This window comes from Pseudomonas sp. GW822-FHT02D10, assembly GCF_058802345.1.
This window is the reverse complement of sequence record NZ_JBXAOB010000001.1, coordinates 494,100-520,266: the sequence shown is the minus strand read 5'-3', so window position 1 is coordinate 520,266 and position 26,167 is coordinate 494,100. Positions and strand designations below refer to the sequence as shown.

The window sequence follows — 26,167 nt, the reverse complement described above, 5'->3', positions numbered from 1 at the left end:
CGCCAATGTATTGAGATGGACGGATGATGCTCGGCGGGCTTGTATCTCACGAATCGAATGAACCGAAGGTAACTATCATTCGGAATGATATAAGTTCGAAATGAGCTCTCTAGCGTGGGGCTTTGGTGAGTAGGTGATCAATGAGCTTAATGACAATTCACTGTTGCGGGGAATGTAAAGGACTGGCTTGAAACCGGGTTGCGGCCTTCGCGAGCAAGCCCGCTCCCACACTGGATCTTCACCGTATACAAAATCTGTGTTCACTGGAGATCTAATGTGGGAGCGGGCTTGCTCGCGAAGAGGCCATCAGCCTCTCTACAAAGCCAATGATCAGGCCAGACTATCCGGATCCCCAAAAAACATCTGACAAGGTCTATAAATCGGGGCTTTAGGATGTTTTTTGGTGCGATGCCCCCATTTTGGCCACCAGTGGTGGTGCTTGTCAGGGGGGGAGATGGCAAATCTTCTCGGCTGGTCGACTGCTTTGACTGAGGCTTTCAGCTCATCTTCGGACACGCTTCCAAGGTTCGTTTACTCGCTGGCAGATGACCGTGGTGAGACGGATCTCCATCCAGATATATTCTTTGAATGAGGCAGTAGCCGCGATTTCTCACTGCACGAAAGAGGTGCTCCCCACTAAAGCATTTTTTGAACTTTCCTTGTAGTCGACTCAAACTCATTTCCAGGCCGCGATAGAGGTCAGGTTCTCTTCCAATACTATAAATCAGCTCTTCTTTACTAATGATACGTTCCTCCTTGATTAGCATGTTCTTTACAATAAGGCTCTCTATTTTTGTTAGAGATATTTGACTGAAGCCATTGAGCAGCATGCGATTTTTTATATCAAGGTGCCAGCTTTGATGGTGTTGAGATGATTTTTCTGTATGGGTTGTCATGTGCTTGAAAATTAATGGGTTTTTGTGGCGTCTGGATGCAAAAAAACAGACTGATTTCACGGTTTCGGAGTTCAATCATGGGCAGTGCGAACGGTGGAGTTGTTTTCGTTGAGTCAAATTGTCAATCAAGTCAGGAAACGCATTAGTTGACCCCGGTTTTTTACGTAAGACAGATCGTCAGCCTTTTAAAACTCAACGCTGACGATGGGTGAAGAGTCGTGCAAATTACTAAATGAGTAATTTGATAGCTAGCTAACAATCTGTAATGGTTTGTTGCGAAAGTTGTAACAGTAATTTGTGGAATCGTTTTTTTTCGGCGTGCGCCAGGCATGGCTTGTTGCGTGCGGCGCAACAAGCTCGGCTGTGGTGGCCATGCTGGTAACCTGGAAGATTTTCAGGTTTGAGGTACGGTATCCCCGTCAGCAGCCGTGGCTTTGTTATGGACGGCCCGATACAGCAGGCTAGACACCATGAACCCGAGAATGGCCAATAGACTCATCAAACTGAAGACGTAGTTGTAACCTTGCTGGCCGGGGAAATGGTCGAGGATCGTGCCGTAGATGACGTAAGCGAACATGCCCGGGGCATAACCGATCAGGCAGCCAATACCGAAGGCTGAACCTGTGATGTGCTGGGGGATGCCGACTTCACCCATGGGCGCCCAGAACACGCCGCGCATGGAGAACACGATGAGCGCGAAGGAGAGGGTGGCCGCCATGCCTGCATAGATGAAATCGTGGCTTTTCGGAATGAGCATGATCACGCCCATGAGCGGCAGCAAAGCCAGGAATGCCCATTTCAGATAGCGGCTGGTGCTCTTGAACTGCTTGTCGGCAATGAAGCCACCGGCAGGGCCGCCCAGGATCTTGAGAAAGTACTGATTGATGATGCCGTAAGCACCCACCAGTGCCACCGGCAGTTCGTACATGTCCTTGAGGTAGGGAATGAAGTAGGTCAGGCCGCAGTAGACGATGTAGACCATGAACACGTTGAGGCTGACCAGCCAGATACCCGGGACCTTGATGGCCTCGAGCAGGTTCGACAGACCGTTCTTCGGTTTGGCGATCGACTGCGGGGTACCGCCCTTGAGCAGAAACCAGGTCAGGGTTCCGGCCAGAATGTCGATGACCGAGTAAAAGAGGATCGCCGCTTTCAGACCGGCCTCTCCGGAGCCCATGACTACGAAGACACCCAGGGCAGAAAAGGCGACCAGGGTATCAATGACGCCACGCCCGCCCTCCAGAAGCCCGAACAACCGCCCCTGTTCCTGGTCGTCACCCAGATTGCGGATGGCCTTGAGCAGCGAGGGCCAAAAGATGCAATCGGCACAGACGGCCAACAGGCTGAACACGATCAATAGATTGCTGAAAGGCGGGAAGGTCGCCAGGTAGAGCCCCAGGCTGCCGGTACCGAGCAGACCGATGGGGATCAGCTTACGTGTGTCAAAACGGTCCGCGAGCAGACCGCCGACCACAAACAGCGCGGTGGCGATAATGGCGTTGGCGCTCAGCAGCAGGCCGATTTCAGTGTGGGTCAGCCCCATGAATTCTTGCATGGGTACATAGAAGGCGTCCTTGAGGTTCGCCAGTTTGTAGATGGTGCCACCACCGAGGATGAGAATCAGGAATCTGAGCCATTTGGCCTTGTCACGAGTTGTCATTGTTGTTCTCCAGGCGTAATCGGGTAAGCCGTGCCGGTTGTCACGTCAGGTTCAGGTGTCAGCGCAGTGGGCCAGGGTCAGCTCGGCCAGGGTCCGGAACTCGGCCAGCAGGCTCCGTACATAGGTGACCTGGTTGTTTGCCCAGCGGTGTTCATCGGCCAGCATTCGCTCCAGCGAGTAGCCGACTGGCAGCGCCGTTTCACTCATTTCCCGGTACGCAATGAAGGGATCGGCCGCCTCAAAGGTCTGACGGAATGCCGGGGCCACGTAATGGTTTTCCTGCTCAAGAATGAACGCGATCACCTGTGGGGTTGATTCGCCGAGCATCAGCAGTTCGAACACCATGCGTGCGTTGGGCAGGTCGTCTTCGTCACTGCCTTGCAGCACACCGTAATGACCGAATCCGTTGTGCTCGGGGGCGACGCGCACACCCTTGAGGTGGGTCTGGCGTATGTGCGGCGCCAAGGTACGGAGCGCCTGCATCGGCTGTTCACAGGCATTGATCATGTTGCCGAAGTCGAACAAGGCATGCAGTCGGGGGTGGTTGAGCCGGTTCAACAGCTGCGCGATCTCGGCACTCTTGAGTTCCTCATGTTGCTCGAAGTCGAAGTACAGGTCGTGTTCGTCTGCCTGCCACGCGAGGTAATGCAGGTCTGACTCGATCACGTCCATAACCCGAGACAGTGTTCCCTCGTAGCGTGAGTAAACGCGGATGTTGCGGACCCCCAGGGTCTTGGCGATGGCGATCACCTGATCGACATCTTTTTTCAGTGTGCTGCTGATTTCCAGGTGCACATCCAGTCCGAGTGCATTGGCCTTGTCAGCGAACGCCTGAAGCTGCGCAGGTGTCATTTGACTCAGGCTGTTTTCCTCGCCGTCGAGCAAGTGCAGGCTCAGGCCTTGCAGCTCGTGGCGATAGGCGAAGTCCAGCATGTCGGCAGGTGTGACACGGCCATGGGTGAGGTTGGTCAGCAAGGGATAGGCATGGGCAAACAGGCGCAGTTGCCCGAGTCGCTCGAGCAGTTGTCGTGCCAGTGCTTGAGTCAGTGCCGGAGGTGCTCCGGCCTCGATGGCCTTGTGGCTGAGCAAGGCATGGAATCGTTCCTGGATCTTATTGTTCATTCGAGTCATTCCTGGTTTAGACGCCGGCTCTACCGGCGCCGCCTTTATCGCGTCAGTCAGGAACTCTCGATAGATCCACTATCAGTTAAATCATAAGACCACTTGCCTTACCTCAAGTGGTCTGTTGCAGGTAGCCCATCTTGGACAAGGCCTGGACCAGTGCTTCGACGCGCTCCTCGGCCTGGTTTTCGGGCGTGCCGGCGAAACCGATCAACAGAGCCGGTGGCAGGACATGCTCAAGGCAGTAGTCGCTCAGGGCATAGGTGTGAATATTGTGCCGGGTCAGTTCCTTGGCGATGGCGTCGTCATCCAGTTCCACTGGCAGCCAGGCGATCAGGTGCATACCGGCTTCCACTGGAGTGATCGTGAAAAAACTGCCCAGCCGTTGCTGCAGCTGTTGGACCAGCGCTTGCTGGCGAGCCTGGTACAGCGTTCGCATGCGGCGGATGTGCCCGAGAAAATGGCCTTCGCGCATGAAGTCCGCAGTCGTGGCCTGCAGAAGTGTGGGCGGGCTGCGATCCATGACCGCCCGCAGGGTGCAGAACGGTTCGACCAAGGCATGCGGCAGTATCACGTAACCCAGTCTTAGTGAGGGAAACAGGACTTTGCTGAACGTCCCGACGTAGATCACTCGCGCCAACTGGTCCATGGCATAGAGCGCGGGGAGGAGACGGCCGCTGTAGCGAAACTCACTGTCGCAATCGTCCTCGATGATCCAGCTCTGGTTGCGCGCCGCCCAGTCGATGAGTTCCTGGCGCCGCGCAAAACTCATGGTGACGCCCAGCGGATGCTGGCGAGAAGGCGTGGTAAATACCAGGCGGGCGTCAGGGCATTCGGCCAGGCCTTGCCGGATATCGATCCCCTGTTCATCGATACGCAACGGCACCACATGAGCACCCTGGGCCTGGAGCGCAATGCGCGCCGCGATATGCCCTGGATCCTCCATCCAAACGCTGTCCTGCGGATTGAGCAACAACATGCCCAGCAGGTTAAAGGCTTGCTGAGCGCCGGAAACGATCACTACTTGCTCGGCACTGCAGTCGATGCCTCGGGCATCAAAGACGTACTCGGCAATCGCCGTGCGCAAGACCTGTAACCCTTGCAGTTCGCCATAGCCGAACATGGCCTTGGTCGGCTTGTGCAAGTGGCGGTTCATTAGCCGCTTCCAGATAGATTGGGGGAACACGTCATAAGTGCTGTGGCTGGGCAGGAACGAGGTTGGACTGTCGGGGGCCCAGTCTGCATAACAAACCCCCTGGAAATGATTACTGCGTAGTGACAACACGGACTGGCTCAGGTGGGACAGGCGGGGAGGCTGTCGCTGCGAGTCATTGTCAGCGATACCACGACGTTCCCATTCGTTGCCGACATAGGTGCCGGCTCCGGTGCGCGAAGCCAGGAAACCTTCGGCGATCAGCTGAGCGAAGGCATTGAGGATAGTGATCCGCGACAGCGCCAGCTCTTTGCTCAAGGTTCGGGTCGACGGCAGACGCACGCCCCGCTGAATTTTTCCACTGAGAATCTGTTTGCGAATCTGCAAATAGAGTTGGCGGTACAGGGGGATGGAGCTGGTACGGTCCAGCTCAATACCCGACAGCAGCAAACCTGCGGGGGATTTCATTGCATGCTCGTCTGGGGGAGTGTGGATTGACCTGGAATACCGCCAGGCACCGAGGTGCGCAGGGTATCGAGAGGCATTGGATAAGTCATCCACGCGCAGGCGTTGATGCAGCGCACACTCGCCGGCTAACTGTCATGAAATGAAAAGCCATTGTCGTCTGATGAGAAGCGGCCCGCCAGACTGCGTCCTACAGTCCAATCAGCGCAAATCGACGCAGCACGCCAACATTGCAGACTGGAGAATAAGAAAACATGGCCAAAGCCGTACGCTTCTACGAAACCGGTGGTCCCGATGTTCTTCGTTATGAAGAGGTCGAAGTCGGCGAACCCGGTCCAGGCCAGGTCCGTCTACGTCATGTGGCTGTTGGCCTGAACTATGCCGACACCTACTTTCGCAATGGTACCTACCCGATCCCGATGCCCAGTGGCATGGGGGTTGAAGCTTCTGGTGTGGTCCAGGCCCTCGGCGAGGGGGTTACCAACGTACAAGTGGGTGATCGCGTCACCTACACCGGTTTTCTCAATACGCTGGGTGCCTACAGCACTGAGCGTCTGATTCCGGCCGCGCCACTGATCAAACTGCCGGAAACCATCAGTTTCGAGACGGCCGCGGCCATGACCATGCGCGGCCTGACGTCGGCGTACCTGATGCGGCGCATTTACGATTTCAAGGTCGGCGACAGCATTCTGCTGCATGCCGCCGCCGGTGGAGTCGGCCTGATCGTCTCGCAGTGGGCCAAGCTGTTGGGTCTGACGGTCATCGGCACCGTGTCCACCGAGGCTAAAGGCGAAATCGCCCGGACCCATGGCTGCGACCACGTCATCAACTACAGCCATGAAGACGTCGCCCAGCGCGTTCGCGAATTGACTGACGGCGTCGGTGTCAACGTGGTGTTCGACAGTGTCGGCAAGAATACCTTCATGGGCTCCCTGGATTCGCTCAAGCGCCGCGGCCTGATGGTCTGCGTCGGCACGGCGTCCGGCCCGATCCCGGCCTTCGATCCGGTACTGCTGGCAATGAAAGGCTCGCTGTTCCTGACCCGTCCAGCCCTGGCCGACTACATCGCCGACCCTGCGGAGAAAGCGGCCCTGGCCGGCGAGTTGTTCGATCACGTCGGCAGCGGTCGAATCAAGATCGAGATCAACCAGCACTATGCATTGCAGGATGCCGTGCAGGCCCATCGTGACCTTGAGTCACGCAAGACCACCGGCTCATCGATTTTCATCATTTAAGGGAGCCACCTGCCGTGAAAGTCGAACAACTGACCTGCAACATCGGCGCGGAACTGATCGGCATCAATCTCGCCGATGCCATCCATGACGATGGTCTGTTTGCCGAGATTCGTGTCCAACTGCTTAAGCACCGAGTGGTGTTCCTGCGTGACCAGGACATCAGTCGCGCCGAGCATGTGGCCTTCGCCCGTCGCTTTGGCGAACTGGAGGACCATCCGGTGGCCGGCAGTGACCCGGATCATCCAGGACTGGTGCGTATCTACAAAAGTCCGGACCATCCGGCCGACCGCTACGAGAACGCCTGGCACACCGACGCCACCTGGCGCGAAGCTCCTCCGATGGGCTGTGTACTGCGCTGTGTGGAGTGCCCGCCGGTGGGCGGCGATACCATGTGGGCGAACATGGTGCAGGCCTACACGCAGCTGCCTGAAGACGTGAAGGTGAAGATCGCCGACCTGCGCGCCCGTCACAGCATCGAAGCGAGCTTCGGCGCGGCCATGCCGATTGATAAACGCCTGGCGCTCAAGGCGCAGTTTCCGGATGCCGAGCATCCGGTGGTACGCACCCATCCGGAAACCGCTGAAAAGGTGCTGTTCGTCAATGCCTTCACCACGCACTTCAGTAATTTCCATACCCCCGAACGGGTGCGCTTCGGCCAGGACGCGAACCCTGGTGCATCGGAGCTGCTGCGCTACCTGATCAGCCAGGCGTACATCCCCGAGTATCAGGTGCGCTGGCGCTGGAAACCCAACAGCATCGCCATCTGGGACAACCGCAGTACCCAGCACTACGCCGTCATGGATTACCCGCCCTGCCATCGCAAAATGGAACGCGCCGGAATCATGGGCGACAAGACTTACTGATCCACCGCTTGTGAACTCTCACATGTGTCCGCCCGGCATAGCCCGCCGAGTGGGTAACAAAAATAATAGGAGCCACTCATGCAATTCTTCGACGATTCCCTGCACCCGGAAAACATGGAAAAGGTGGTGATCACCGTCGCCCCGTACGGCCCTGAATGGATGCCGGAAGATTTCCCCGAAGACATTCCGCTGACCATGGACGAACAGGTGCAAAAGGCTGTCGACTGCTACGAAGCCGGTGCGACCGTATTGCACCTGCACGTGCGCGAACTGGACGGCAAAGGCTCCAAGCGCCTGTCCAAGTTCAACGAGCTGATTGCCGGTGTGCGGGAAGCCGTGCCGGACATGATCATTCAGGTTGGTGGTTCGATTTCCTTCGCGCCCGAAAGCGATGGCGAAGCTGCCAAGTGGTTGTCTGACGATACCCGCCACATGCTGGCTGAGCTGACGCCGAAGCCGGATCAGGTCACGGTGGCCATCAACACCATCCAGATGAACATCATGGAGCTGCTATATCCGGAATACCTGGAAGGCACCTCCCTGGCCAACCCGGCCTATCAGGCCGCCTACAGCGAGATGACTGTACCGGCAGGCCCGGCCTGGGTCGCGGAGCACTTGCGTCGACTGATGGCGGCTGGCGTGCAGCCGCATTTTCAGCTGACCGGAATGCATGCCATGGAGACGCTTGAGCGCCTGGTGCGCAAGGGTGTGTACATGGGGCCGCTGAACCTGACCTGGATCGGCATCGGCGGCGGTTTCGATGGCCCTAATCCGTTCAACTTCTTCAACTTCATTCACCGCGCGCCGGACGGTTGCACCCTGACCGCTGAGTCGTTGCTCAAGAACGTGCTGCCGTTCAACACCATGGCGTTGGCCATGGGGATGCACCCACGTGTGGGTATTGAAGACACGATCATTGATCAGAAGGGCAAGCGTTTCAGCTCCGTGCAGCAGATCGAGCAAACCGTGCGCGTTGCGCATGAGTTGGGCCGTGAAATTGCTTCGGGCAAGGAAGCGCGCGAGATCTATCGCATCGGTGTGCAGTATCAGAGTGTTGAGGAAACCCTGCTGGCCAATGGCATGTCGCCAAACCGCAAGCCTGGTCAGAAAGGCGTTCCACAACGCGGCTGACCGGTAGCGGGGCGGGTGGCCGATGGCTTCTCGCCCCGCTGCATTGGAACAAGATTCAGATGCACGACAACAATAATAAGTAAAAGCAGAGTTCCAAGGAGGCAGTATGGCCTTTCACACCTGCGCAGCAGACGATGACGAGCCTGGCTCTGTCGGTGTTGCGCGCAAATACGCCTGGATCGTCTTCGCACTGACGTTCGGCCTGTTGATTTCCGACTACATGTCGCGGCAGGTGCTTAACGCCGTGTTCCCGATGCTCAAGCGTGAGTGGGCGCTGAGTGACAGCCAGCTTGGCCTGCTCAGTGGCATCGTCGCCTTGATGGTGGGCCTCTTGACGTTTCCCCTGTCACTGATGGCTGACCGCTTCGGGCGGGTCAAAAGCCTGGCGCTGATGGCGCTGATGTGGAGCCTGGCCACGCTGGGCTGTGCGTTTGCGCAGGACTACCCGCAAATGTTCATTGCCCGCTTCATGGTGGGCGTCGGCGAGGCTGCCTACGGCAGCGTCGGCATCGCAGTGGTGATCTCGGTATTTCCCAAGCACATGCGTGCTACGCTATCCAGTGCCTTTATGGCCGGCGGCATGTTTGGCTCGGTATTGGGCATGGCCTTTGGTGGCGTGATTGCCACCCGGTTGGGCTGGCGTTGGTCCTTCGCCGGCATGGCGCTGTTCGGCCTGTTGATGGCGGTGCTTTACCCGATCATCGTCAAGGAGGCGCGCATTGCTCCACAGCGCGCAGCCATGGCCGCGAACAAAGCCGCTGCGGCGGTCAAGCGTCCGTTGCGCACGTTGTTTTCCAGTCGTTCGGTAATCGGTGCCTATGTCGGCAGTGGCTTGCAGCTGTTCGTCGGTGGCACCGTGATCGTGTGGATGCCGAGCTATCTCAATCGTTACTACGACATGGGGGCGGACAAGGCCGGTGGTGTAGCGGCGATCATCGTGCTGTGCAGCGGTGCAGGGATGATTCTGTGCGGCATGCTGAGCGATCGTCTGTGCCACCAATCGCCGGAACGCAAGATTGCCCTGGCCATCGCTTATTGCCTGGGCAGTTGCCTACTGTTGTCGCTGGCGTTCGCCCTGCCGGCCGGGCCTGCTCAACTGGCGCTGATCTGCCTGGGCATGCTGATTGCTGCCGGCACCACGGGGCCTGCCGGAGCGATGGTTGCCAACCTGACCCACTATTCGGTCCACGGCACGGCTTTCGCCACGCTGACCCTGGCCAACAACATGCTCGGGTTGGCGCCGGGGCCATTCATCACCGGCAAGGTGTCCGACGTGATCGGCTTGCAGGCGGCTTTCCAGTTAGTGCCCTTGGTCAGTCTCGCGGCAGCGGCGGTGTTCTTTTATGCCAAGTGCCATTACCACAAGGATATTGCCCGGCTTAAGGGCGAGCGTGTCGACGATTCGATGAGTGAAGCGGTGTTAGAGGTGAAGGTGTGAGTGTTCGTTTACGTATTGATGTGTTCTTCGATTTCATCTGCCCCTGGTGTCTGATCGGTAAGCGCCAACTGGAACGTGCGCAGGAGCTGCTGCGCATCCAGCAACCGGAGGTGGACATCACCACGGTGTGGCACGGGGTGCAGTTGCTGCCGCATCTGACGGCACAAGGTGAACCCTTTGCCGAGTTTTACCTCAAGCGCTTGGGCAGTGCCGACGCCGTGCGCATGCGCCAGGTCCAGGTGCAGCAGGCCGCCGCCAGGCTCGGGCTGGCTATCGATCTGAGTCGCATCGCCACCATGCCCAACACCGCCGACGCCCATCGTCTGCTGGAGCGTGCCTCTGCGCTGGGCAGCACGGCTCAGCGCGATGTCTTGCTTGAGCGGCTGTTCGCCGCCTACTTCCAGTACGGCGAGGACTTGGGTTGCCGTGAGACCTTGATCGCCATCGCCCGGTCGTGCGGCTACGCCACTGATACCGTGGCCGACGTTCTGCAAGGCGACGGCGACCCTTTCGTCGGCAATGAGGCAGGGGCGTCCAGCGGTGTACCCAGCTTTCAGTTCAACCGCCAATTGACGGTGGTGGGCGCGCAGCCTGCCGAGGAGCTGCTTGGCGCCATGGGCGAAGCCTTGCTCGATAGCCATCGCGCGCGGCGTCCGGCATGAGTCGGCGTGTACCGGTGCCTGCCGGAAAACGCCCGCAGGCGGGTGACCGTGCGCTGGTTGAGTTCGAGGGCAAAAGCCTGGCGTTGTTCAACGTCGAGGGCGAGCTGTTGGCCATCGACGACAGTTGCCCGCATCAGGGCGCCTCGCTGTGTGGCGGGCGCCTCGATGGGCGGGTGATTCAATGCTGCGCCCATGGCCTGCGCTTCGATCTGCGCAGCGGCTATTTGCTCAATTCAACCCAACTCAAAGTCGCCAACTACCCGGTCGAGGTCGTCGACGGCCAGGCATTCATTGTCATCGTTTCTGAGGAGTCCGCGCCATGAGTGCCATCGCTCTCACCCATATCCATAGCCGAACGCGCGAATTGGCGCCGGGTTTCATCGTCAGTCTGATTGTCGCGGCGGCTGCCTCCTTTCTGTCCGAACACTACGGTGCGCCGGTGATGCTGTTCGCCTTGCTGCTGGGCATGGCGCTCAACTTCCTCGCAGGTGACGGCGCATGCAAGGCCGGCATCGAATTCACGGCGCGCACCGTGTTGCGCATTGGTGTGGCCCTGTTGGGCATGCGCATCACTCTCGAACAGATCGCCGCGCTGGGCTGGAAGCCTTTTGCTCTGGTGGTGATCCTGGTGGTAGTGACGATCGGTGTCTCGGTGGTGGCGGCCAAGGCGCTGGGCTTCCAGCGCTTGTTCGGCATGCTCACCGGTGGGGCTACCGCGATCTGTGGCGCTTCGGCAGCGATGGCGCTGGCGGCGGCGTTGCCCAATCATCCGCAGAAAGAGCGTGCCACGCTGTTCACTGTCATCGGGGTGTCGGCGCTGTCCACCACGGCGATGATCCTTTACCCGATGATTGCTAACTGGTTGGCGTTGTCGCCGCAAGTGGCAGGGATGTTCCTCGGCGGTACCATCCACGATGTCGCTCAGGTCGTCGGAGCCGGTTACAGCCTGTCAACCGAGACCGGCGACATCGCCACCGTGGTCAAGCTGATGCGGGTCGCGATGCTGCTACCGGTGATTCTCTGCGCCACCATGATCACGCGTATGCAGGGCGCCGACACAGCAGGCAAGCGGCCGCCGCTGCTGCCTTGGTTCGCCGTCGGTTTCCTGATTCTCGCCTGCATCAACAGTACCGGCTGGGTTGCCCCGGCGGTGCAGGGCTCGGTCAACGAACTGTCGCGCTGGAGCCTGGTGGTTTCCATCAGTGCCTTGGGCATGAAGACTCAGCTCAAGGAGCTCGCTGCGGTCGGTATCAAGCCCATCCTGCTGATGGTGGGGGAGACGGTGTTTCTTGCCGTCCTGGTGCTGCTGTTGCTGCACTGGGGCTTATAAGCTGGCTAAAACTCGTTTGATGGCAGGGCCTCACTGCGTCGACTCCTCGTCGCAGTGAGGCTTTGGGCCGGTGTCACAATCACCGGTTCTTTCGCGGCGACTGTACCAGCAGTCGCCGTTTTTTTTGCGCACCGGCTGTTCGACGGGTTCAGAATTCTTTGGGGGTAGCGGAGTCCGTCAGATTTTTTGAGGTGGCCTGTTTTTGTGCGCTGCGCCACGCGGCTGGGGGCATGCCGAACTGGGTAATGAACCAGCGTGTGAAAGAACTCGCCATGGAGTAGCCGAGCATGTCGGCAATCCGGCCCAGTGAGTAATTCGGGTTTTCCAGGTAGCGCAGCACCAGATCGCGGCGCACGTCGTTGATCAGGTCGTTGAAGGCGCAGCCGTCGTCTTTGAGGCGGCGCTGCAGGGTCCGAACGTTCATGCCCTGGGTCTGGGCGATCTGCTCGATGGTGGCGCGGCCCATCGGCAACAGCAGGTAGATGGCTTTGCGCACCTCGAACAGCATCGAGGGGCCTGCGTGGCTCAGCAGTGAGTCGAGGTAACTCTGGGCGTAGCGAGCCATGGCCGGATCGGCATGGGGGTTGGTCATGTCGAGGCTGGCATCGGAACAGACAATGCCATTGAACTCGCTGCCGAACACCAGATTGCAGCCGAACAGGCGACGATGCAGTTGCAGGTTGTCGGGGGGCTGGTGCGTGAAGTTGACGCTGTAGGGATGCCAGTGCGTGCCGAGCAGAGCGGCGCACAGGCGGAACATCACCCCGATTGCCAGCTCAGTGGCTTGTCGACAGGGCATTGGCGATTCGGTGACCACCTCTTCGCGAATGATCACCATCTTGCCGGCCTCTTCAATGAAGATGGCCAGCGAATCGTTCATCAGATGACGGTAATGCACCACGACTTGCAAGGCATCACGCAACGTACGCTGGTGGCTGAGCAGCAGACTGACCACACCAAAGTCCGAGAGCTGACGCGACTCGGCCATGCTCAGGCCGAAGCTCTGGCAGCCACTGGCGGCGGCTGAATCTTCCAGCAGACGCACGGCGGCATCGATGGGAATACGGTGTTCAGGGGCTTGCAACTGAGCTTTGCTCAGGCCGACGGCAGCCAGTAAATCGCGCGGGTTGAACCCCAGGTATTGGGTAACCTCCAGGTAGTTGGTCAAGACGGCGGCGCGAACAAGCTTGGTCATGCGAAGGTCTTTCCTGGGCCGGTTGCGATGGAAATGAGCGTGGCGACTATATCCAGCACATCATCAATTGAACAGTTGTGACGTCATCGATGGCGTTCACCCGGTTCTGTCCTGAATCACCACCGCCTCATGGGCCAATCGACTCTCACCCGTTGATTACAGGGGCCTGGGCCGGACTTGTAGTGTTTTTTGACCGGTGGTCGCGCCACTCCAACACCTGGAATTTTGTCATCAAAAGAAAAGTGACTGACGTCCAATGAAAAGCGCCTCGGGTAGGCGCTCTTTAATGTCGGTACTACAAAAAGCTTCTGGCGATAGAGCCGGTCGAGTCATCGAGAAAGCGAAGGTGTTGATGTGGACAAACTACAAACTGCCGCAACCGTTCTGATCGTGCCGGGCCTGCGAGAGCATGTTGCCGAGCATTGGCAAACGCTGCTCGAGGCCAGATTGAGCAAAGTGCGTAGCGTGCCACCGCTTGAAACCGACAAGCTCGACTGCGCCGCTCGGGTCCGGGCCATCCAGCACGAGTTGGAGCAGATCGAAGGTCCAGTGATACTGGTGGCCCACAGTGCCGGCGTGCTGATGGTGGCGCACTGGGCTGCGCGCCACCGTCGTCCAGTCAAGGGCGCTCTGCTGGCGGCTCCGCCGGATCTCGACGCCAGCTGGCCGCAAGGCTATCCGTCCCCTGAAACCCTTCGTACAAATGGTTGGGATCCTCTACCCAAAGGTGCGCTGCCATTTCGCAGCATCGTCGCCGGCAGTACCAACGATCACCTTGCCAGCCTGGACGCTGTCACTCGCCTGGCTAAAGGCTGGGGTGCCGAACTGCTCAATCTGGGCGCAGTGGGTCATCTCAATCCGGCTGCGGGTTATGGCCGCTGGCCACAAGCCGAAGCACTCATCCTGGAGCTGGATCGCTAGTTCAGGAGCCGGTTGGCCTCAAGTCATCCGGCAATTGCCCTCACTCCTGAAAAACGCAAACTCCTGAAGCAAGGGTTGCGTGAGGGCGGCTGCGCTTAAAACAAATACAAAAAGGCGGAGACAACGCAATGCACAACAATAAGCGTCACGGGTTCACACCGTCGCGTTACACCTTGTTGGCCTCGGCCATCCTGGCCGCTTCCATGCCAACGGCCCACGCCTTCGAACTGGATACCGGTAATCCCGATTGGTCAGTGCGCTTCGACAACACCGCCAAGTACAACTACGGTGTGCGCACCGAAAATGCAGACAAACGCATGCTGGGGACGCCGAACAACAACGACGGCGACTACAACTTCCGAAAAGCCGGGACCAATATTACCGATCGCGTTGACCTGCTGACCGAACTGGATGTCGTTCACCAGGGCAACAAGGGTTTTCGTATCAGCACCGCGAGCTGGTACGACAAGGCCTATGACGACGTCGGTTCCAGTTCCAACCCCTTCGTCAACGGCAATGGCGCAACGTCGGGTCTGGTCGCCAATGACCCACGCCTGGCTGCGGTCAAGGGCAATGTCGGCAATGGCAGTTCCCACCTGAGCAACTACGCCCAGCGCTACTACAGTGGTCCGTCTGGCGAAATTCTTGATGCCTTTGTGTTCTACACCACCGAAGTGGGCGATGAGTCCCAGCTCAGCGTCAAGGCCGGTCAGCACAACGTGTTTTGGGGTGAGACCATACTGAACCCGGTGCATTCGGTCAGCTACGGCCAGTCCGGCCTGGACCTGGCCAAGCTGGCGGCGTCCCCGGGTACCGAAGCCAAGGAGCTGTTCGTTCCACGTAACCAACTCTCGATGACCTTCACTGTCAATCCCGAGCTGACCCTGGGCGCCCAGTACTTCCTGGATTGGGATGCTGCCCGCCTTCCGGAGGCCGGTACCTACTATGGCGGTTCCGATCTGGTGGGGTTCGGCGCGCAGTCTTTCCTGCTGGGCAACACCAATGCCATCGTCCCCGGAAGCCCGCTGGGCTGTGGTCTGGCGCCTTGCAACGGACTGACCAACGTGCGTCGTGGTCACGATCTGACGCCGGACAAAAGCGGAGACTGGGGCGTGATGGCGAAGTGGTCGCCCGCCTGGCTGGACGGTACCCTCGGTGCCTACTACCGCAAAACCTCGGATATTTTGCCTCAAGCCTGGTTGAACGCCACCGGGCTGACGTCGGCCAATCCCAACGGAACTCCGCCAGCGGGCATGGTGCCGGCGGTCGTCAATACGCTGAACTCGCTGAGTACCAGCACCTACCAATTGGCCTATGCCGACAATATCCACATCTTCGGCCTGAGCCTGTCGAAAGATATTGGCGGCGTCAGCGTCGGCTCCGACCTGAACATCCGTCATAACATGCCGCTTGCCAGCATCCCGGCCATTCTCAGCTCTACCGGACCGCTGGGTCTGGGCGCCGGTCTGGGTCTGTTGCCTGCTCGTACGGCCCAGACCGGTATCGTCTACGACGTCCCGAGCAAGGGCGACAGCATGAGCGCCACCGGTGACACGCTGCACTGGACGCTCAACGGCCTGATGACGTTCCCCAAAACACCTCTGTTCGATTCGGCAACCCTGCTCACCGAGCTGTACTACAGCAATCTGCTCAAGCTCGATAGCAAGAACGAGGCGCTCTACAAGGGCAACAGCAGCTACCGCGGCGTTGATGCTCCGACTCGTGATAACTGGGGTATCGCCGCCAACTTCACGCCGACCTGGTACCAGGTGCTTCCTGGTGTCGACTTCAACATGCCGATGTCCATCAACATGGGGCTCGCCGGCGTATCACCGGTGAGTGGCGGCGGGGCGAAAGACACCGGCAACTATGCGGTCGGCGTCGGTGCGGTTGTTTACAACAAATACTTTGTCGACCTGAAGTACGTGGATTCCTTCGGCAAGACCGACAAGTGTGATGTCAGTGGCATGAGTACCGGCGCAGCCAATGCCGGCAGTGGCAATGGCTCAACACCGAACGCCTTCAGCGGTAACCAGAACTATGCGTGTTATGGCGGTGGCTACTCGGCCTTCTCCGGCGCTGGCGCGACCACTCAAGACCGTGGCGCCGTTTACCTGACGATGAAAACCACCTTCTGATTCACGGATGGCTTACTCAAGTAAGCAGGAGAAAAACAATATGAAATTCGTGCACTCTCTTTTGACCGCTTCGTTGACCATGGCCTTGGCCATTGATGCTCAGGCCGCTGTATCGGCTCAGGACGCGGCCAAACTCGGTAGCAGCCTGACCCTGGTGGGGGCCGAAAAGGCCGGTAATGCCGATGGTTCCATTCCGGCCTATAACGGCGGTTTGACCACCGCTCCGGCCAGCTTCAAGCCCGGTGACAGCATGCGTCCGGACCCCTTTGCCAGCGAAAAACCGCTGCAGGTGATCAGTGGCAAGAACGTTGACCAGTACAAGGGCATGCTCACTGCCACCACGGCAGAGTTGGCCAAGCGTTTTCCCAGCTACCGCATTGACGTGTATCCGACTCACCGCACGGCAGCACTGCCGCAGGCGGTGCTGGACAACGGTCTGAAAAATGCCAGCGGCGCCAAGTCCCTCGAAGGCGGGTTGGCCATCGACAACGTACTGCCCGGCGTGCCGTTCCCGATCCCGCAATCGGGTGCCGAGGCAATGTGGAATTTCCTGCTGCGCTACCAGGGCGTCAACATCAACTCCAAGTACGACTCCTGGAACGTCGACTCGGCGGGCGTGCCGAGCCTGGCTATCACTGGCGAGGCGTTCATCGCCTATCCAATTTACGAAAACCTGTCGAAGCCCATCAGCAGCTCCGACATCTACTATCAGATGAAGCTGTACTACACCGGTCCCGCGCGCCGGGCCGGCGAGTCGATCATGCTCAAGGACGCCGCCAACCCGCTGCAGCAGCCGCGCCGCGCCTGGCAGTACTTGCCTGGCCAGCGTCGCGTAAAACTGGCACCGAACCTGGCCTACGACACGCCTAACCCGGGCACTGCTGGCGCAGGCACCTACGACGATGTCTTCGTGTTCAACGGTGCGCTGGATCGCTACGACTGGAAGCTGGTGGGCAAGCAGGAAATGATCGTGCCCTACAACACCTACAAGCTGACCTATGCCCAGGATCCCAAGTCGCTGACCACCCCCAACCACCTCGCACCCGACTTCGTGCGCTGGGAAAAACACCGGGTCTGGGTTGTGGAGGGCAACCTCAAGGCGGGTGCACGGCACGTCTACCAGAAGCGCCGCATCTACCTGGATGAAGACACTTGGGCTGCTCTGGCCTCCGACGAGTACGACGCGCGTGGTCAGCTCTACCGTGGCTCTTTCGCTTTCCTCAGCCAGAGCTATGACAAGCAGGTCCCGGACGCCACTCCTTTCATGATCTACGACCTGGTTGGTGGTTCCTACAACATCAATGGGGTGGTAGGCCCATACGGTGGCATCAAGTACATCGAACCACTGTCGAAGGTGCAGTGGTCGCCGGAGTCCCTGGCGGGTGCCGGTATTCGCTAAGCACAGGGTGACGCAGCGGCCCGCTCGGTCCACTGGCTCCCCCCGGCAGTGTGGCCGGGCGACTCTCGGTGTGATGCCGAGGGGCCAGGGCGCCTGACTTCAACGCCGGGACGCACGCAGCGTGCCCCCGGCGCAGTTCCCTCAAGAGGACGCAGTATGTGTTCGTACAAGAAGTACGTGTTGCTGGCGCTGGGCGTCACGCTGGCACTGTTGCAGGGTATCGCTCAGGCAGACAGCTACGTTGACGTGCTGGATCTGCCGGCCAGGGCCAGTGCCTTGGCGGCGCGCAGTCCCTTACTGGATACGGCCCGTGCGGGTGAGCGACTGGTTGCTGTCGGACAGCGTGGCCACATTCTCTATTCCGATGATTCCGGCAAGCACTGGCAGCTGGCTGCTGTACCGGTCAGTTCAGATCTGACTGCGGTGAATTTTCCTTCAGCAACGCAGGGCTGGGCGGTCGGCAATGACGGCGTGGTACTGCACAGCAGCGATGCCGGTGCGACCTGGAGCAAGCAGCTCGATGGCCGTCAAATCGGTGCCTTGCTGGTCAAGCACTACGGTGAGTTGGCCAGTGCCGATTCGGCCAACGAACAATGGGCGCAGCTCGTCGGCGACGGCCAGCGGCTGGTGGAGGAGGGTGCCGACAAGCCGCTGCTCGGTGTCTGGTTCGCCAACGACAAACTCGGTTATGTGGTCGGCGTGTTTAACCTGATCCTGCGTACCGAGGATGGCGGCAAGAGTTGGACTCCCTTTCAGGACCGTACAGACAACCCGCAGAGTTTGCACCTCAATGCCATCGCTTCGACTGGCGACGCGCTGTACATCGCCGGAGAGCAAGGCCTGCTGCTCAAGTGGGATGAGTCCCGCCAGCGTTTCATGGCCCAGCAGACACCTTATCAGGGCAGCTTTTTCGGTGTCATCGGCAAGCCGGGCGAAGTGCTGGTTTACGGTCTGCGCGGGCATGTGTTGCGCAGCGTCGACGGTGGCGACAGCTGGAGCGAGTTGAATACCGGACTGCCGGTCAGTCTCACCGCCGCCACCCTGGACTCGAAAGGCGACTGCCGGCTGTTCACTCAGGCCGGGCACATGTTGGTTAAGCCGGCAGGCAGTGCGCAGTTGCAATCAGTGCCGCAGCAGGGCCAGTCACCCGTGGCAGGTGCCGCGCTGGCCGCCGATGGCTCGCTGGTGTTGGTCGGCAGTCGTGGTGTGCGCGCGCTTCGCGTCGAATAAGAACTGGATCAATTAGAGCGAGTACCCTGACATGGGCGACCTCAAGCAAGACACCATGCCGGTGATCCGCCACTTGCGTGACTTCGATCAGCGCTCCGGCAACCGCCTGGAACGGTGGGTGTTTAACTACCGTCCGCTGTTCATGCTGATCATGGCGCTGGTCACACTGGTGCTGGGCTATATGGCGGCGACCCGCCTTGAGCTGCGCCCCAGCTTCGAGAAGATGATTCCGCAGAGCCAGCCGTACATCCAGAACTACCTGGAGAACCGCAAGTCCTTACGCGGTCTGGGCAACTCGGTGCGGGTGGTGGTGGAGAACACTCAAGGCGACATTTTCGACCCCGAGTATCTGAGTGTGCTCAAGCAGGTCAATGACAGTTTGTTCCTTGCCGAAGGCGTCGACCGCGCCTGGATGAAGTCGCTGTGGAGCCCGGCGGTGCGCTGGACCGAAGTCACCGAAGAAGGCTTCCAGGGCGGCCCGGTGATGCCCGATACCTACCAGGGCTCGCCCGAAGACATTGAACAGCTGCGCGAGAACATCAACCGCGCCGGCATCCTCGGTAGCCTGGTGGCCAGCGACTTCAAGTCGACCATGTTGATCGTGCCGCTGCTGGACAAGACCTCGGCCACCGGCCACGGCATCAATTACTATCAGTTCGCCCAGAGTCTCGAAGAACAGTTGCGGGACAAGATCGAATTCGCCGGTGATAGCTCCGCGCGCAAGGCCGGGAAAGAAGGCCACGGTAAGTACAAGGTCCACGTGATCGGTTTCGCCAAGTTGATCGGCGACCTGATCGACGGCCTGATCCAGGTGATGATGTTCTTCGGTCTGGCTGTGATCACCTCGTTTGTCATCATTTACCTCTACACCCGTTGCATCCGCAGCACCCTGCTGGTGATCTTCTGTTCGCTGACGGCGGTGGTCTGGCAGCTGGGCATCGTGGCCTGGCTGGGTTACGCCATCGATCCTTACTCGGTGCTGGTGCCTTTCCTGATCTTCGCCATCGGCGTGTCGCATGCGGCGCAAAAGATGAACGGCATCATGCAGGACATCGCCCGCGGCACCGACAAACTGGTGGCGGCGCGCTACACCTTCCGCCGCCTGTTCATCGCCGGCGTCACTGCGTTGCTGGCCGATGCGGTCGGTTTCGCGGTGCTGATGCTGATCGACATTCCAGTGATCCAGGACCTGGCCATCACCGCCAGTATCGGCGTGGCGGTGCTGATCTTCACTTCGCTGTTGCTGATGCCGGTGGCGCTGTCCTATATCGGCGTTAGCGCCAGGGCCGCCGAGCGCGCACTGACGATTGACACCAAGGCCGCCCAGCATCGCGGCTTCGGCAAACTTTGGGACATGCTCGACCGCTTCACGACCCCCAAGTGGGCCACCGGCAGCTTATTGATCGCGGTGTTGCTGGGTATCGGAGGCTTCGTGGTCAGCCAGCAGTTGAAGATCGGCGACCTCGACAGCGGCGCCCCGGAGCTGCGCGCGGACTCGCGCTACAACCGCGACAACGCCTACATCACCAGCCACTATGCGCTGTCCAGCGACCTGTTCGCGGTGATGATCAAGACCCCGACCGAAGGCTGTCTGAACTACAAGACATTGATCCTGGCCGACCGCCTGGCCTGGGAGCTGCAGCAAAACCCGGGTGTGCAAGCGACGTCATCGCTGGTCAACGCGGTACGCCAGATCACCGCTGGCTCCTACGAGGGCAACCCCAAACTGAACAGCATCCAGCGTAATCAGAACGTGCTGAACTACGCCGCGCAGCAGGCCTCGGTCAATGCGCCCGAGTTGTTCAATACCGATTGTTCCGTGATGCCAGTGATCGCGTACCTCAAGGACCACAAAGCCGAAACGCTGGACGCAGTGGTCGCCATTGCCGACAGGTTCGCCAGGGAAAACAGCACTGAGGATCGTCAGTTCTTGCTGGCCGCCGGCACTGCCGGCATCGAGGCCGCGACCAACATCGTGGTACGCGAGGCGAACCACACCATGCTGCTCTACGTCTATGCGGCGGTGACCCTGTTCTGTCTGATCACGTTCCGCAGCTGGCGCGCGACGCTGGTAGCACTGCTGCCGCTGGTGCTCACCTCGATCCTCTGCGAGGCATTGATGGTGGTCATGGGCATCGGTGTGAAGGTGGCGACTTTGCCGGTGATCGCCCTGGGCGTGGGGATTGGCGTGGACTACGCGCTGTACCTGCTCAGCGTGCAGCTGCAGTACCAGCGCCAAGGCCTGTCGCTGTCGGAGGCCTATCGCAATGCGGTGGCCTTTACCGGCCGGGTGGTCGGCCTGGTCGGCATCACTCTGGCTGCCGGTGTGGTGTGCTGGGCCTGGTCGCCGATCAAGTTCCAGGCCGACATGGGCATCCTGCTGACCTTCATGTTCATCTGGAACATGCTCGGTGCTCTGATCCTGATTCCGGCGCTGTCCTACTTCCTGTTGCGAAGCCCCGGCACTCCGTCAATCAAGCGCCATTGATGGCCCTGTTCGAATTTTTCAGCGTGCACCCGAGAGGGTGAAATTTCCACTGATCAGGGCATGTTCAATGCCCTGACATTGCCTGAGTATTTCAATCATGTCTGATTACAAAGCACCCCTGCGTGACATTCGTTTCGTACTCAACGAAGTCTTCGAAGTCTCCAGGTTGTGGGCTGCAATGCCGGCCCTGGCCGAGGTGGTGGATGAAGACACCGCCAATGCCGTCCTCGAGGAGGCTGGCAAGATCGCTGCGGACCTCATCGCACCGCTCAATCGCAATGGAGACGAGCAGGGCTGTTCGTGGCGTGACGGTGTTGTGCACACGCCTGCCGGTTTCCCGGCGGCCTACCGTGCTTTTGCCGAGGGCGGCTGGGTCGGCGTCGGGGGTGACCCGGCGTACGGTGGCATGGGCATGCCCAAGGTGATCGGCGCGCAGGTCGAGGAAATGCTCAACGCGGCCAACTTGTCTTTCGGCCTGTACCCGATGCTCACCGCCGGTGCCTGCCTGGCCATCAACGCGCACGCCAGCGAAGAACTGAAAGCCGCGTACCTGCCCAACATGTACGCCGGCGTGTGGACGGGTTCCATGTGCCTGACCGAGCCTCATGCCGGTACCGACCTGGGGATCATCCGCACCAAGGCCGAACCGCAAGCTGACGGTTCCTACAAGGTCAGCGGAACCAAGATCTTCATCACCGGCGGCGAGCACGACCTGACCGAAAACATCATTCACCTGGTACTGGCCAAACTGCCGGACGCACCGGCAGGTCCGAAAGGTATCTCGCTGTTTCTGGTGCCTAAAATCATGGTCAACGCCGATGGCCGTCTGGGCCAGAAGAACGCGCTGTCCTGCGGGTCAATCGAACACAAGATGGGCATCAAGGGCTCGGCCACCTGCGTGATGAACTTCGACGGCGCCACGGGCTGGATCGTCGACGCGCCGAACAAGGGCCTGGCGGCGATGTTCACCATGATGAACTACGAGCGTCTGGGCGTCGGTATCCAGGGCCTCGCCACTGGCGAGCGCTCTTACCAGAACGCGGTTGAATACGCCCGTGATCGTCTGCAAAGCCGTTCGCCAACCGGTCCGCAAACCTCGGGCAAGGTCGCCGACCCGATCATCGTTCACCCGGACGTGCGGCGCATGTTGCTGACCATGAAAGCCTCGAACGAAGGCGGTCGTGCATTCTCAACCTACGTGGCCATGCAACTGGACACCGCCAAGTTCAGCGAGGACGCGACCACGCGCAAACGCGCCGAAGACCTGGTGGCCTTGCTGACACCGGTCGCCAAAGCGTTCCTCACCGATCTGGGTCTGGAAACCACTATTCACGGTCAGCAGGTATTCGGCGGTCATGGCTACATCCGCGAGTGGGGCCAGGAGCAACTGGTTCGTGACGTGCGGATCACCCAGATCTACGAAGGCACCAATGGCATTCAGGCACTGGACCTGGTCGGGCGCAAGGTGGTCGGTACCGGCGGCGAGTTGTACACGCTGTTCGCTGACGAGATCCGCCATTTCACCGCCACCGCCAGTGCCGATCTGGCCGAGTTCACCAAGCCGCTGAACAGCGCACTGGACAACCTCGACGAGCTCACCGCCTGGGTGCTGGACCGTGCGAAAAACAATCCGAACGAAATCGGTGCGGCGTCGGTCGAGTACTTGCAAGCCTTCGGTTACACCGCCTATGCCTACATGTGGGCGTTAATGGCCAGAGCGGCCATGGGCAAGGAGGCTCAGGACGATTTCTACGCCAGCAAACTGGGCACCGCGCGTTTCTACTTCGCCCGCCTGCTGCCGCGTGTCCATTCGTTGGCGGCGTCGGTCAAGGCCGGTAGCGAATCGCTTTACCTGCTCGATGCAGCGCAGTTCTGACCCGGCGAGCCGGAGATGATCTCCCAATAACAGATTCATGAAGCCCCCGTGGTGACAACAAAAATTATCCCGCCCGCACAGGGCGCGTACACCTACCCACAGCGGCGGCGACGGGAGTGGCCTGTATGGAGGCCTGGGCGCGCCACGTACCCTTCAGCTTTCGGCATCGGTTGATTTCTGACAGTCGGTCAGCCTGGAGGCAGGGGAGAGTTCTGCGACTTTCTCCTGTCTTGGCGGTACGACACGGCACGCTGGAATTCTCGCTGGATTCAACGATAAAGCCTCGATTTATTGGGGCTTTATCGTGTCTGTGGGTTGAGAGATTCGACGGCGTAATCGCTGATCTCTATGCAGCCATAGACTCTCAGGGTCGCCAAAAAACATTTGAACAGGGCTCTAGATCAATGATTTCAGGCTGAAAGCGATTGGGGCTGCCCCCATATTTGCCCCCGATTGCAAGGCGTACTCGAGCGATAGCGACGGGTTTGCTGACTCCATCCCAGTCACCTTCGATCTGCTTTCGGTCCAAGGAGCCAAGCGTTGTGAAAGACAGAGATGTGAGGTTGAAGATCACTCTTCGCCGCTCCCCACTTCTCGTTCTTCGAATGCGGAGCGCACGGCTTCCACAACACGTTCCGCCCGGTGAGCGTCGTCCAGCTGCGGATACGCTTTCTTCAATTTGCCGGATACCTGCCAGCCATTTTCCTTGAGAGAGCGAATGATGCGGTTCGCGTCCTGATCCGGCATTTCTACCACCTCTTTGAGCCGCTCCTGGGCGCGCTGGAAAATGACCAGCACACGGGCCTCATCGGCCATTTCGGTACGGATCGTATGCGCCACGACCTGTGCCGTGTACAGGACGTGTTCGGTCAAATCGGGATAGCGCCATGCGAATTGCGCGTCGTCATAGTCATCGAAGACCAGGTTGCTCGAGGTGCCATCCTCGTAGACGACGAGTTCGCCAAACCGATAGGACGCTGCGTAGCGTTGCATGAATGGCCGCGAAAACACCTCTAGCGTACGATCGTAGCGCGCCCGAAAATCGATCGAGCTCGTGATGGTGGCCGACACCGGCAGGATCACGCCATCAGGCACTGCCTTATCGCGGATTAGGGTGTCGTTGATCAGGAAGCGATGGATCCGACCATTGCCGTCCCGCATGGGGTGGATATACACAAAGGCGAAGGCGATTGCAGCTGCCCGGGCCAGCGGCTCGGCGCCCCGTGTTGCCAGCTCAAATGCTTTCAGGCCATCGAGCAGTTGCGCTAGCACCTCAAATTGCGGCGCAATGTAGTGCACGATGTCCTCGCGCATGGTCGCCTGTCCTACGAAGACCGGCGAGTGCCGCAGGCCCAGTCCGAAGGACTCTTGACCCAAAATACCGGCTTGCAACGTGTGCAGGCTATCGTTGCTCAACGGATCCTTGATATGGCCACAGTACTTGGCGATCACGTGGGCAAACCGCTGGATCCTGTCGGCTTGGTCTGCCTCTTTCTCGATCAGAAAGCTCGCACGCGACTCCTTGAACGTCAGCCAACTGGCCGTGCGCATCAGGATGTCGGCGCCAAAGGTTTGGTTCAGCTCGCGCAGTGCCGCATCCAGGTCAAATTGCAGCGCTTGCTGTACGGTATCGGTACGGCGGACCAAGGGGCAGAACTCCGGCACGCCGGGCAGATTATCGTTGATGCGCCAGCGCCGTATCCGCAGTGGCTCAACGCGGGTCAGGTACTGCTGCGATGAAACGGCATCGACATAGCCGCCATTGGTCACATCTGGCACATCCAGATGCTGTCCGGTTAGCCATTCGTACAGGAATCCGGTGCGGCGGGCATATTGGCCAAAGGGCGCTTGCCGGCACCAGGCTTCGATGGACTCTGGGCCAGCAGCCGCAAACAGACGGGCGAAAAACTCGAGGTGAATTTCTTCGTACTTGAGCCCAAACTCAAAATGCCCCGCGAAATTGTCCACCGGCTGGTAGCTGGCGGGATACTTGTTCTCGACATGTCCGTTGCTCTCGCGGCTCATCCGTGTCGTACCGATCACCGATTCGACACGTAGGGGTTGTGCAAGCGCGATAGCGTAGCGATCGGCGAGTGCCTTGAAGCCTACTTGCATTGTCGAATCCCCTAACGAGAGCTAAAAAATGATAACCAGAAGGGGATAGTACGCGAAAGCAATAATTCGATGGGCGCGAAAACGCTAACGCTCACTAAAATTTGATAACGATTCAGCTGCTCTCGCCGAAAACGATAAGGGCTGGGATACCCCGTTGGACACTTGCCCTGGAGCCAGTGTCATGGAAGCCCATGCCTTGGTGGCACGTAGAGTGCTGGGTCTGCAACTGCCTAGCAGGACGGGGGCAAGTTTGGGCCAATGCCTGTACCTACTGGGTCACTGCCATTGGTTGCTGCTTCGATGGTGGTGATCTTCCTGCCCTCGGCGGCCGCGATAGGCGTGACACAGGAACGAATGGCCTGTCCATCAAGGTGAACAGTACAAGCGCCGCACAGAGCTGCGCCGCAGCCAAACTTGGTGCCGGTCATGCCCAGCGCGTCGCGCAGAGTCCAGAGAATCGGGATGCCAGGGTCTACGTCAACCGTGTAGTCACGGCCATTGATGTTGAGGGCGCTCATAGTGGGATAGCTCTCCGTGAATGAGTGGGATCAGTGTTCCGGGCATTTGCCAACCGTAGCGCCATACCTCCTGGATCGATTGCGCGATCTGCTTCAATGATTGCCCAATTTGACGGATGAGTTGAGCGTCCAATGCGCGCGACTCACAACGCTTGAAATTCTTGAATCGGTGATCGAATCAGGCAATGAAAGAACTGGATCGGGCAACTCTATGGGCTATTGGTCGACGCATACTTTAAAAGCTGGTGGAGGACTTGGAGAGCCGAGTCGCTGCGTTCTCGTTACTGGCAGTTTGTATTCGCCCAAGGAGGGCCCCTTCACGAGCCGTGAAG

Annotated in this window: 19 protein-coding genes and 1 pseudogene; 13 read left to right on the top strand and 7 right to left on the bottom strand. The window is 59.3% G+C overall.

Annotation, left to right across the window (positions count from 1 at the left end; translation table 11 throughout):
- Nucleotides 1-497: 497 nt before the first annotated feature.
- From AC1RPZ_RS02430 to pdxR, 4 genes are all read right to left on the bottom strand, one after another.
- On the bottom strand, nt 498-956 hold the full coding sequence (locus tag AC1RPZ_RS02430) for a response regulator transcription factor (protein WP_493134419.1): 459 nt from the start codon (nt 954-956) through the stop codon (nt 498-500).
- Nucleotides 957-1,290: 334 nt separating this feature from the next.
- Nucleotides 1,291-2,556 carry an MFS transporter gene (locus tag AC1RPZ_RS02425; RefSeq protein ID WP_493134417.1) on the bottom strand — a complete coding sequence of 422 codons (1,266 nt, stop codon included), beginning with the start codon at nt 2,554-2,556 and terminating at the stop codon, nt 1,291-1,293.
- 51 nt (nt 2,557-2,607) lie between these two features.
- Nucleotides 2,608-3,678, bottom strand: coding sequence for a sugar phosphate isomerase/epimerase family protein (locus AC1RPZ_RS02420; protein ID WP_493134415.1), 1,071 nt, complete (start codon nt 3,676-3,678; stop codon nt 2,608-2,610).
- 112 nt (nt 3,679-3,790) lie between these two features.
- Nucleotides 3,791-5,299: a MocR-like pyridoxine biosynthesis transcription factor PdxR gene (gene pdxR / locus AC1RPZ_RS02415; protein ID WP_493134413.1), complete on the bottom strand. Its 1,509-nt coding sequence runs from the start codon at nt 5,297-5,299 to the stop codon at nt 3,791-3,793.
- 251 nt (nt 5,300-5,550) lie between these two features.
- On the opposite strand from pdxR, the gene AC1RPZ_RS02410 reads away from it, so the two are divergent.
- From AC1RPZ_RS02410 to AC1RPZ_RS02380, 7 genes are all read left to right on the top strand, one after another.
- Complete coding sequence (locus AC1RPZ_RS02410) at nt 5,551-6,531, top strand: quinone oxidoreductase family protein (RefSeq protein WP_493134411.1); 981 nt, start codon at nt 5,551-5,553, stop codon at nt 6,529-6,531.
- A 14-nt stretch (nt 6,532-6,545) separates the two neighbouring features.
- Nucleotides 6,546-7,394, top strand: a complete 849-nt coding sequence (locus tag AC1RPZ_RS02405; protein WP_493134409.1) for a TauD/TfdA dioxygenase family protein — start codon at nt 6,546-6,548, stop codon at nt 7,392-7,394.
- 78 nt (nt 7,395-7,472) lie between these two features.
- Nucleotides 7,473-8,525, top strand: coding sequence for a beta-keto acid cleavage family enzyme (locus AC1RPZ_RS02400; RefSeq protein ID WP_493134407.1), 1,053 nt, complete (start codon nt 7,473-7,475; stop codon nt 8,523-8,525).
- Nucleotides 8,526-8,631: 106 nt separating this feature from the next.
- Nucleotides 8,632-9,963, top strand: coding sequence for an MFS transporter (locus AC1RPZ_RS02395; protein WP_493134402.1), 1,332 nt, complete (start codon nt 8,632-8,634; stop codon nt 9,961-9,963).
- Nucleotides 9,960-10,625, top strand: coding sequence for a DsbA family oxidoreductase (locus AC1RPZ_RS02390; protein ID WP_493134398.1), 666 nt, complete (start codon nt 9,960-9,962; stop codon nt 10,623-10,625). Before AC1RPZ_RS02395 ends, AC1RPZ_RS02390 begins: the two co-directional genes overlap by 4 nt.
- Nucleotides 10,622-10,948 carry a Rieske (2Fe-2S) protein gene (locus AC1RPZ_RS02385; RefSeq protein WP_493134396.1) on the top strand — a complete coding sequence of 109 codons (327 nt, stop codon included), beginning with the start codon at nt 10,622-10,624 and terminating at the stop codon, nt 10,946-10,948. Before AC1RPZ_RS02390 ends, AC1RPZ_RS02385 begins: the two co-directional genes overlap by 4 nt.
- On the top strand, nt 10,945-11,955 hold the full coding sequence (locus tag AC1RPZ_RS02380) for a YeiH family protein (protein WP_493134394.1): 1,011 nt from the start codon (nt 10,945-10,947) through the stop codon (nt 11,953-11,955). Before AC1RPZ_RS02385 ends, AC1RPZ_RS02380 begins: the two co-directional genes overlap by 4 nt.
- Nucleotides 11,956-12,103: 148 nt before the next feature.
- Here AC1RPZ_RS02380 and AC1RPZ_RS02375 read toward each other — a convergent pair whose 3' ends face one another.
- Nucleotides 12,104-13,150 carry an AraC family transcriptional regulator gene (locus AC1RPZ_RS02375; RefSeq protein WP_493134393.1) on the bottom strand — a complete coding sequence of 349 codons (1,047 nt, stop codon included), beginning with the start codon at nt 13,148-13,150 and terminating at the stop codon, nt 12,104-12,106.
- A gap of 354 nt (nt 13,151-13,504) precedes the next feature.
- Between AC1RPZ_RS02375 and AC1RPZ_RS02370 the strand changes: the two genes are divergently transcribed.
- From AC1RPZ_RS02370 to AC1RPZ_RS02345, 6 genes are all read left to right on the top strand, one after another.
- Nucleotides 13,505-14,071, top strand: coding sequence for an RBBP9/YdeN family alpha/beta hydrolase (locus AC1RPZ_RS02370; protein ID WP_493134390.1), 567 nt, complete (start codon nt 13,505-13,507; stop codon nt 14,069-14,071).
- Between the two features lie 128 nt (nt 14,072-14,199).
- On the top strand, nt 14,200-16,209 hold the full coding sequence (locus AC1RPZ_RS02365; protein ID WP_493134386.1) for a DUF1302 domain-containing protein: 2,010 nt from the start codon (nt 14,200-14,202) through the stop codon (nt 16,207-16,209).
- 40 nt (nt 16,210-16,249) lie between these two features.
- Complete coding sequence (locus AC1RPZ_RS02360; protein ID WP_493134382.1) at nt 16,250-17,608, top strand: DUF1329 domain-containing protein; 1,359 nt, start codon at nt 16,250-16,252, stop codon at nt 17,606-17,608.
- A gap of 156 nt (nt 17,609-17,764) precedes the next feature.
- On the top strand, nt 17,765-18,838 hold the full coding sequence (locus tag AC1RPZ_RS02355) for a WD40/YVTN/BNR-like repeat-containing protein (RefSeq protein WP_493134378.1): 1,074 nt from the start codon (nt 17,765-17,767) through the stop codon (nt 18,836-18,838).
- 31 nt (nt 18,839-18,869) lie between these two features.
- Nucleotides 18,870-21,326: an efflux RND transporter permease subunit gene (locus AC1RPZ_RS02350; protein ID WP_493134375.1), complete on the top strand. Its 2,457-nt coding sequence runs from the start codon at nt 18,870-18,872 to the stop codon at nt 21,324-21,326.
- A 97-nt stretch (nt 21,327-21,423) separates the two neighbouring features.
- On the top strand, nt 21,424-23,202 hold the full coding sequence (locus AC1RPZ_RS02345) for an acyl-CoA dehydrogenase C-terminal domain-containing protein (protein ID WP_493134372.1): 1,779 nt from the start codon (nt 21,424-21,426) through the stop codon (nt 23,200-23,202).
- Nucleotides 23,203-23,772: 570 nt separating this feature from the next.
- Here the strand turns inward: AC1RPZ_RS02345 and AC1RPZ_RS02340 are convergent.
- Nucleotides 23,773-25,317 (bottom strand): Fic family protein, encoded by a 1,545-nt coding sequence (locus AC1RPZ_RS02340; protein ID WP_493134368.1) that lies wholly within the window; start codon nt 25,315-25,317, stop codon nt 23,773-23,775.
- A 257-nt stretch (nt 25,318-25,574) separates the two neighbouring features.
- A pseudogene (locus AC1RPZ_RS02335) lies at nt 25,575-25,835 on the bottom strand ((2Fe-2S)-binding protein); the annotation flags it as partial.
- Between the last annotated feature and the right edge of the window lie 332 nt (nt 25,836-26,167).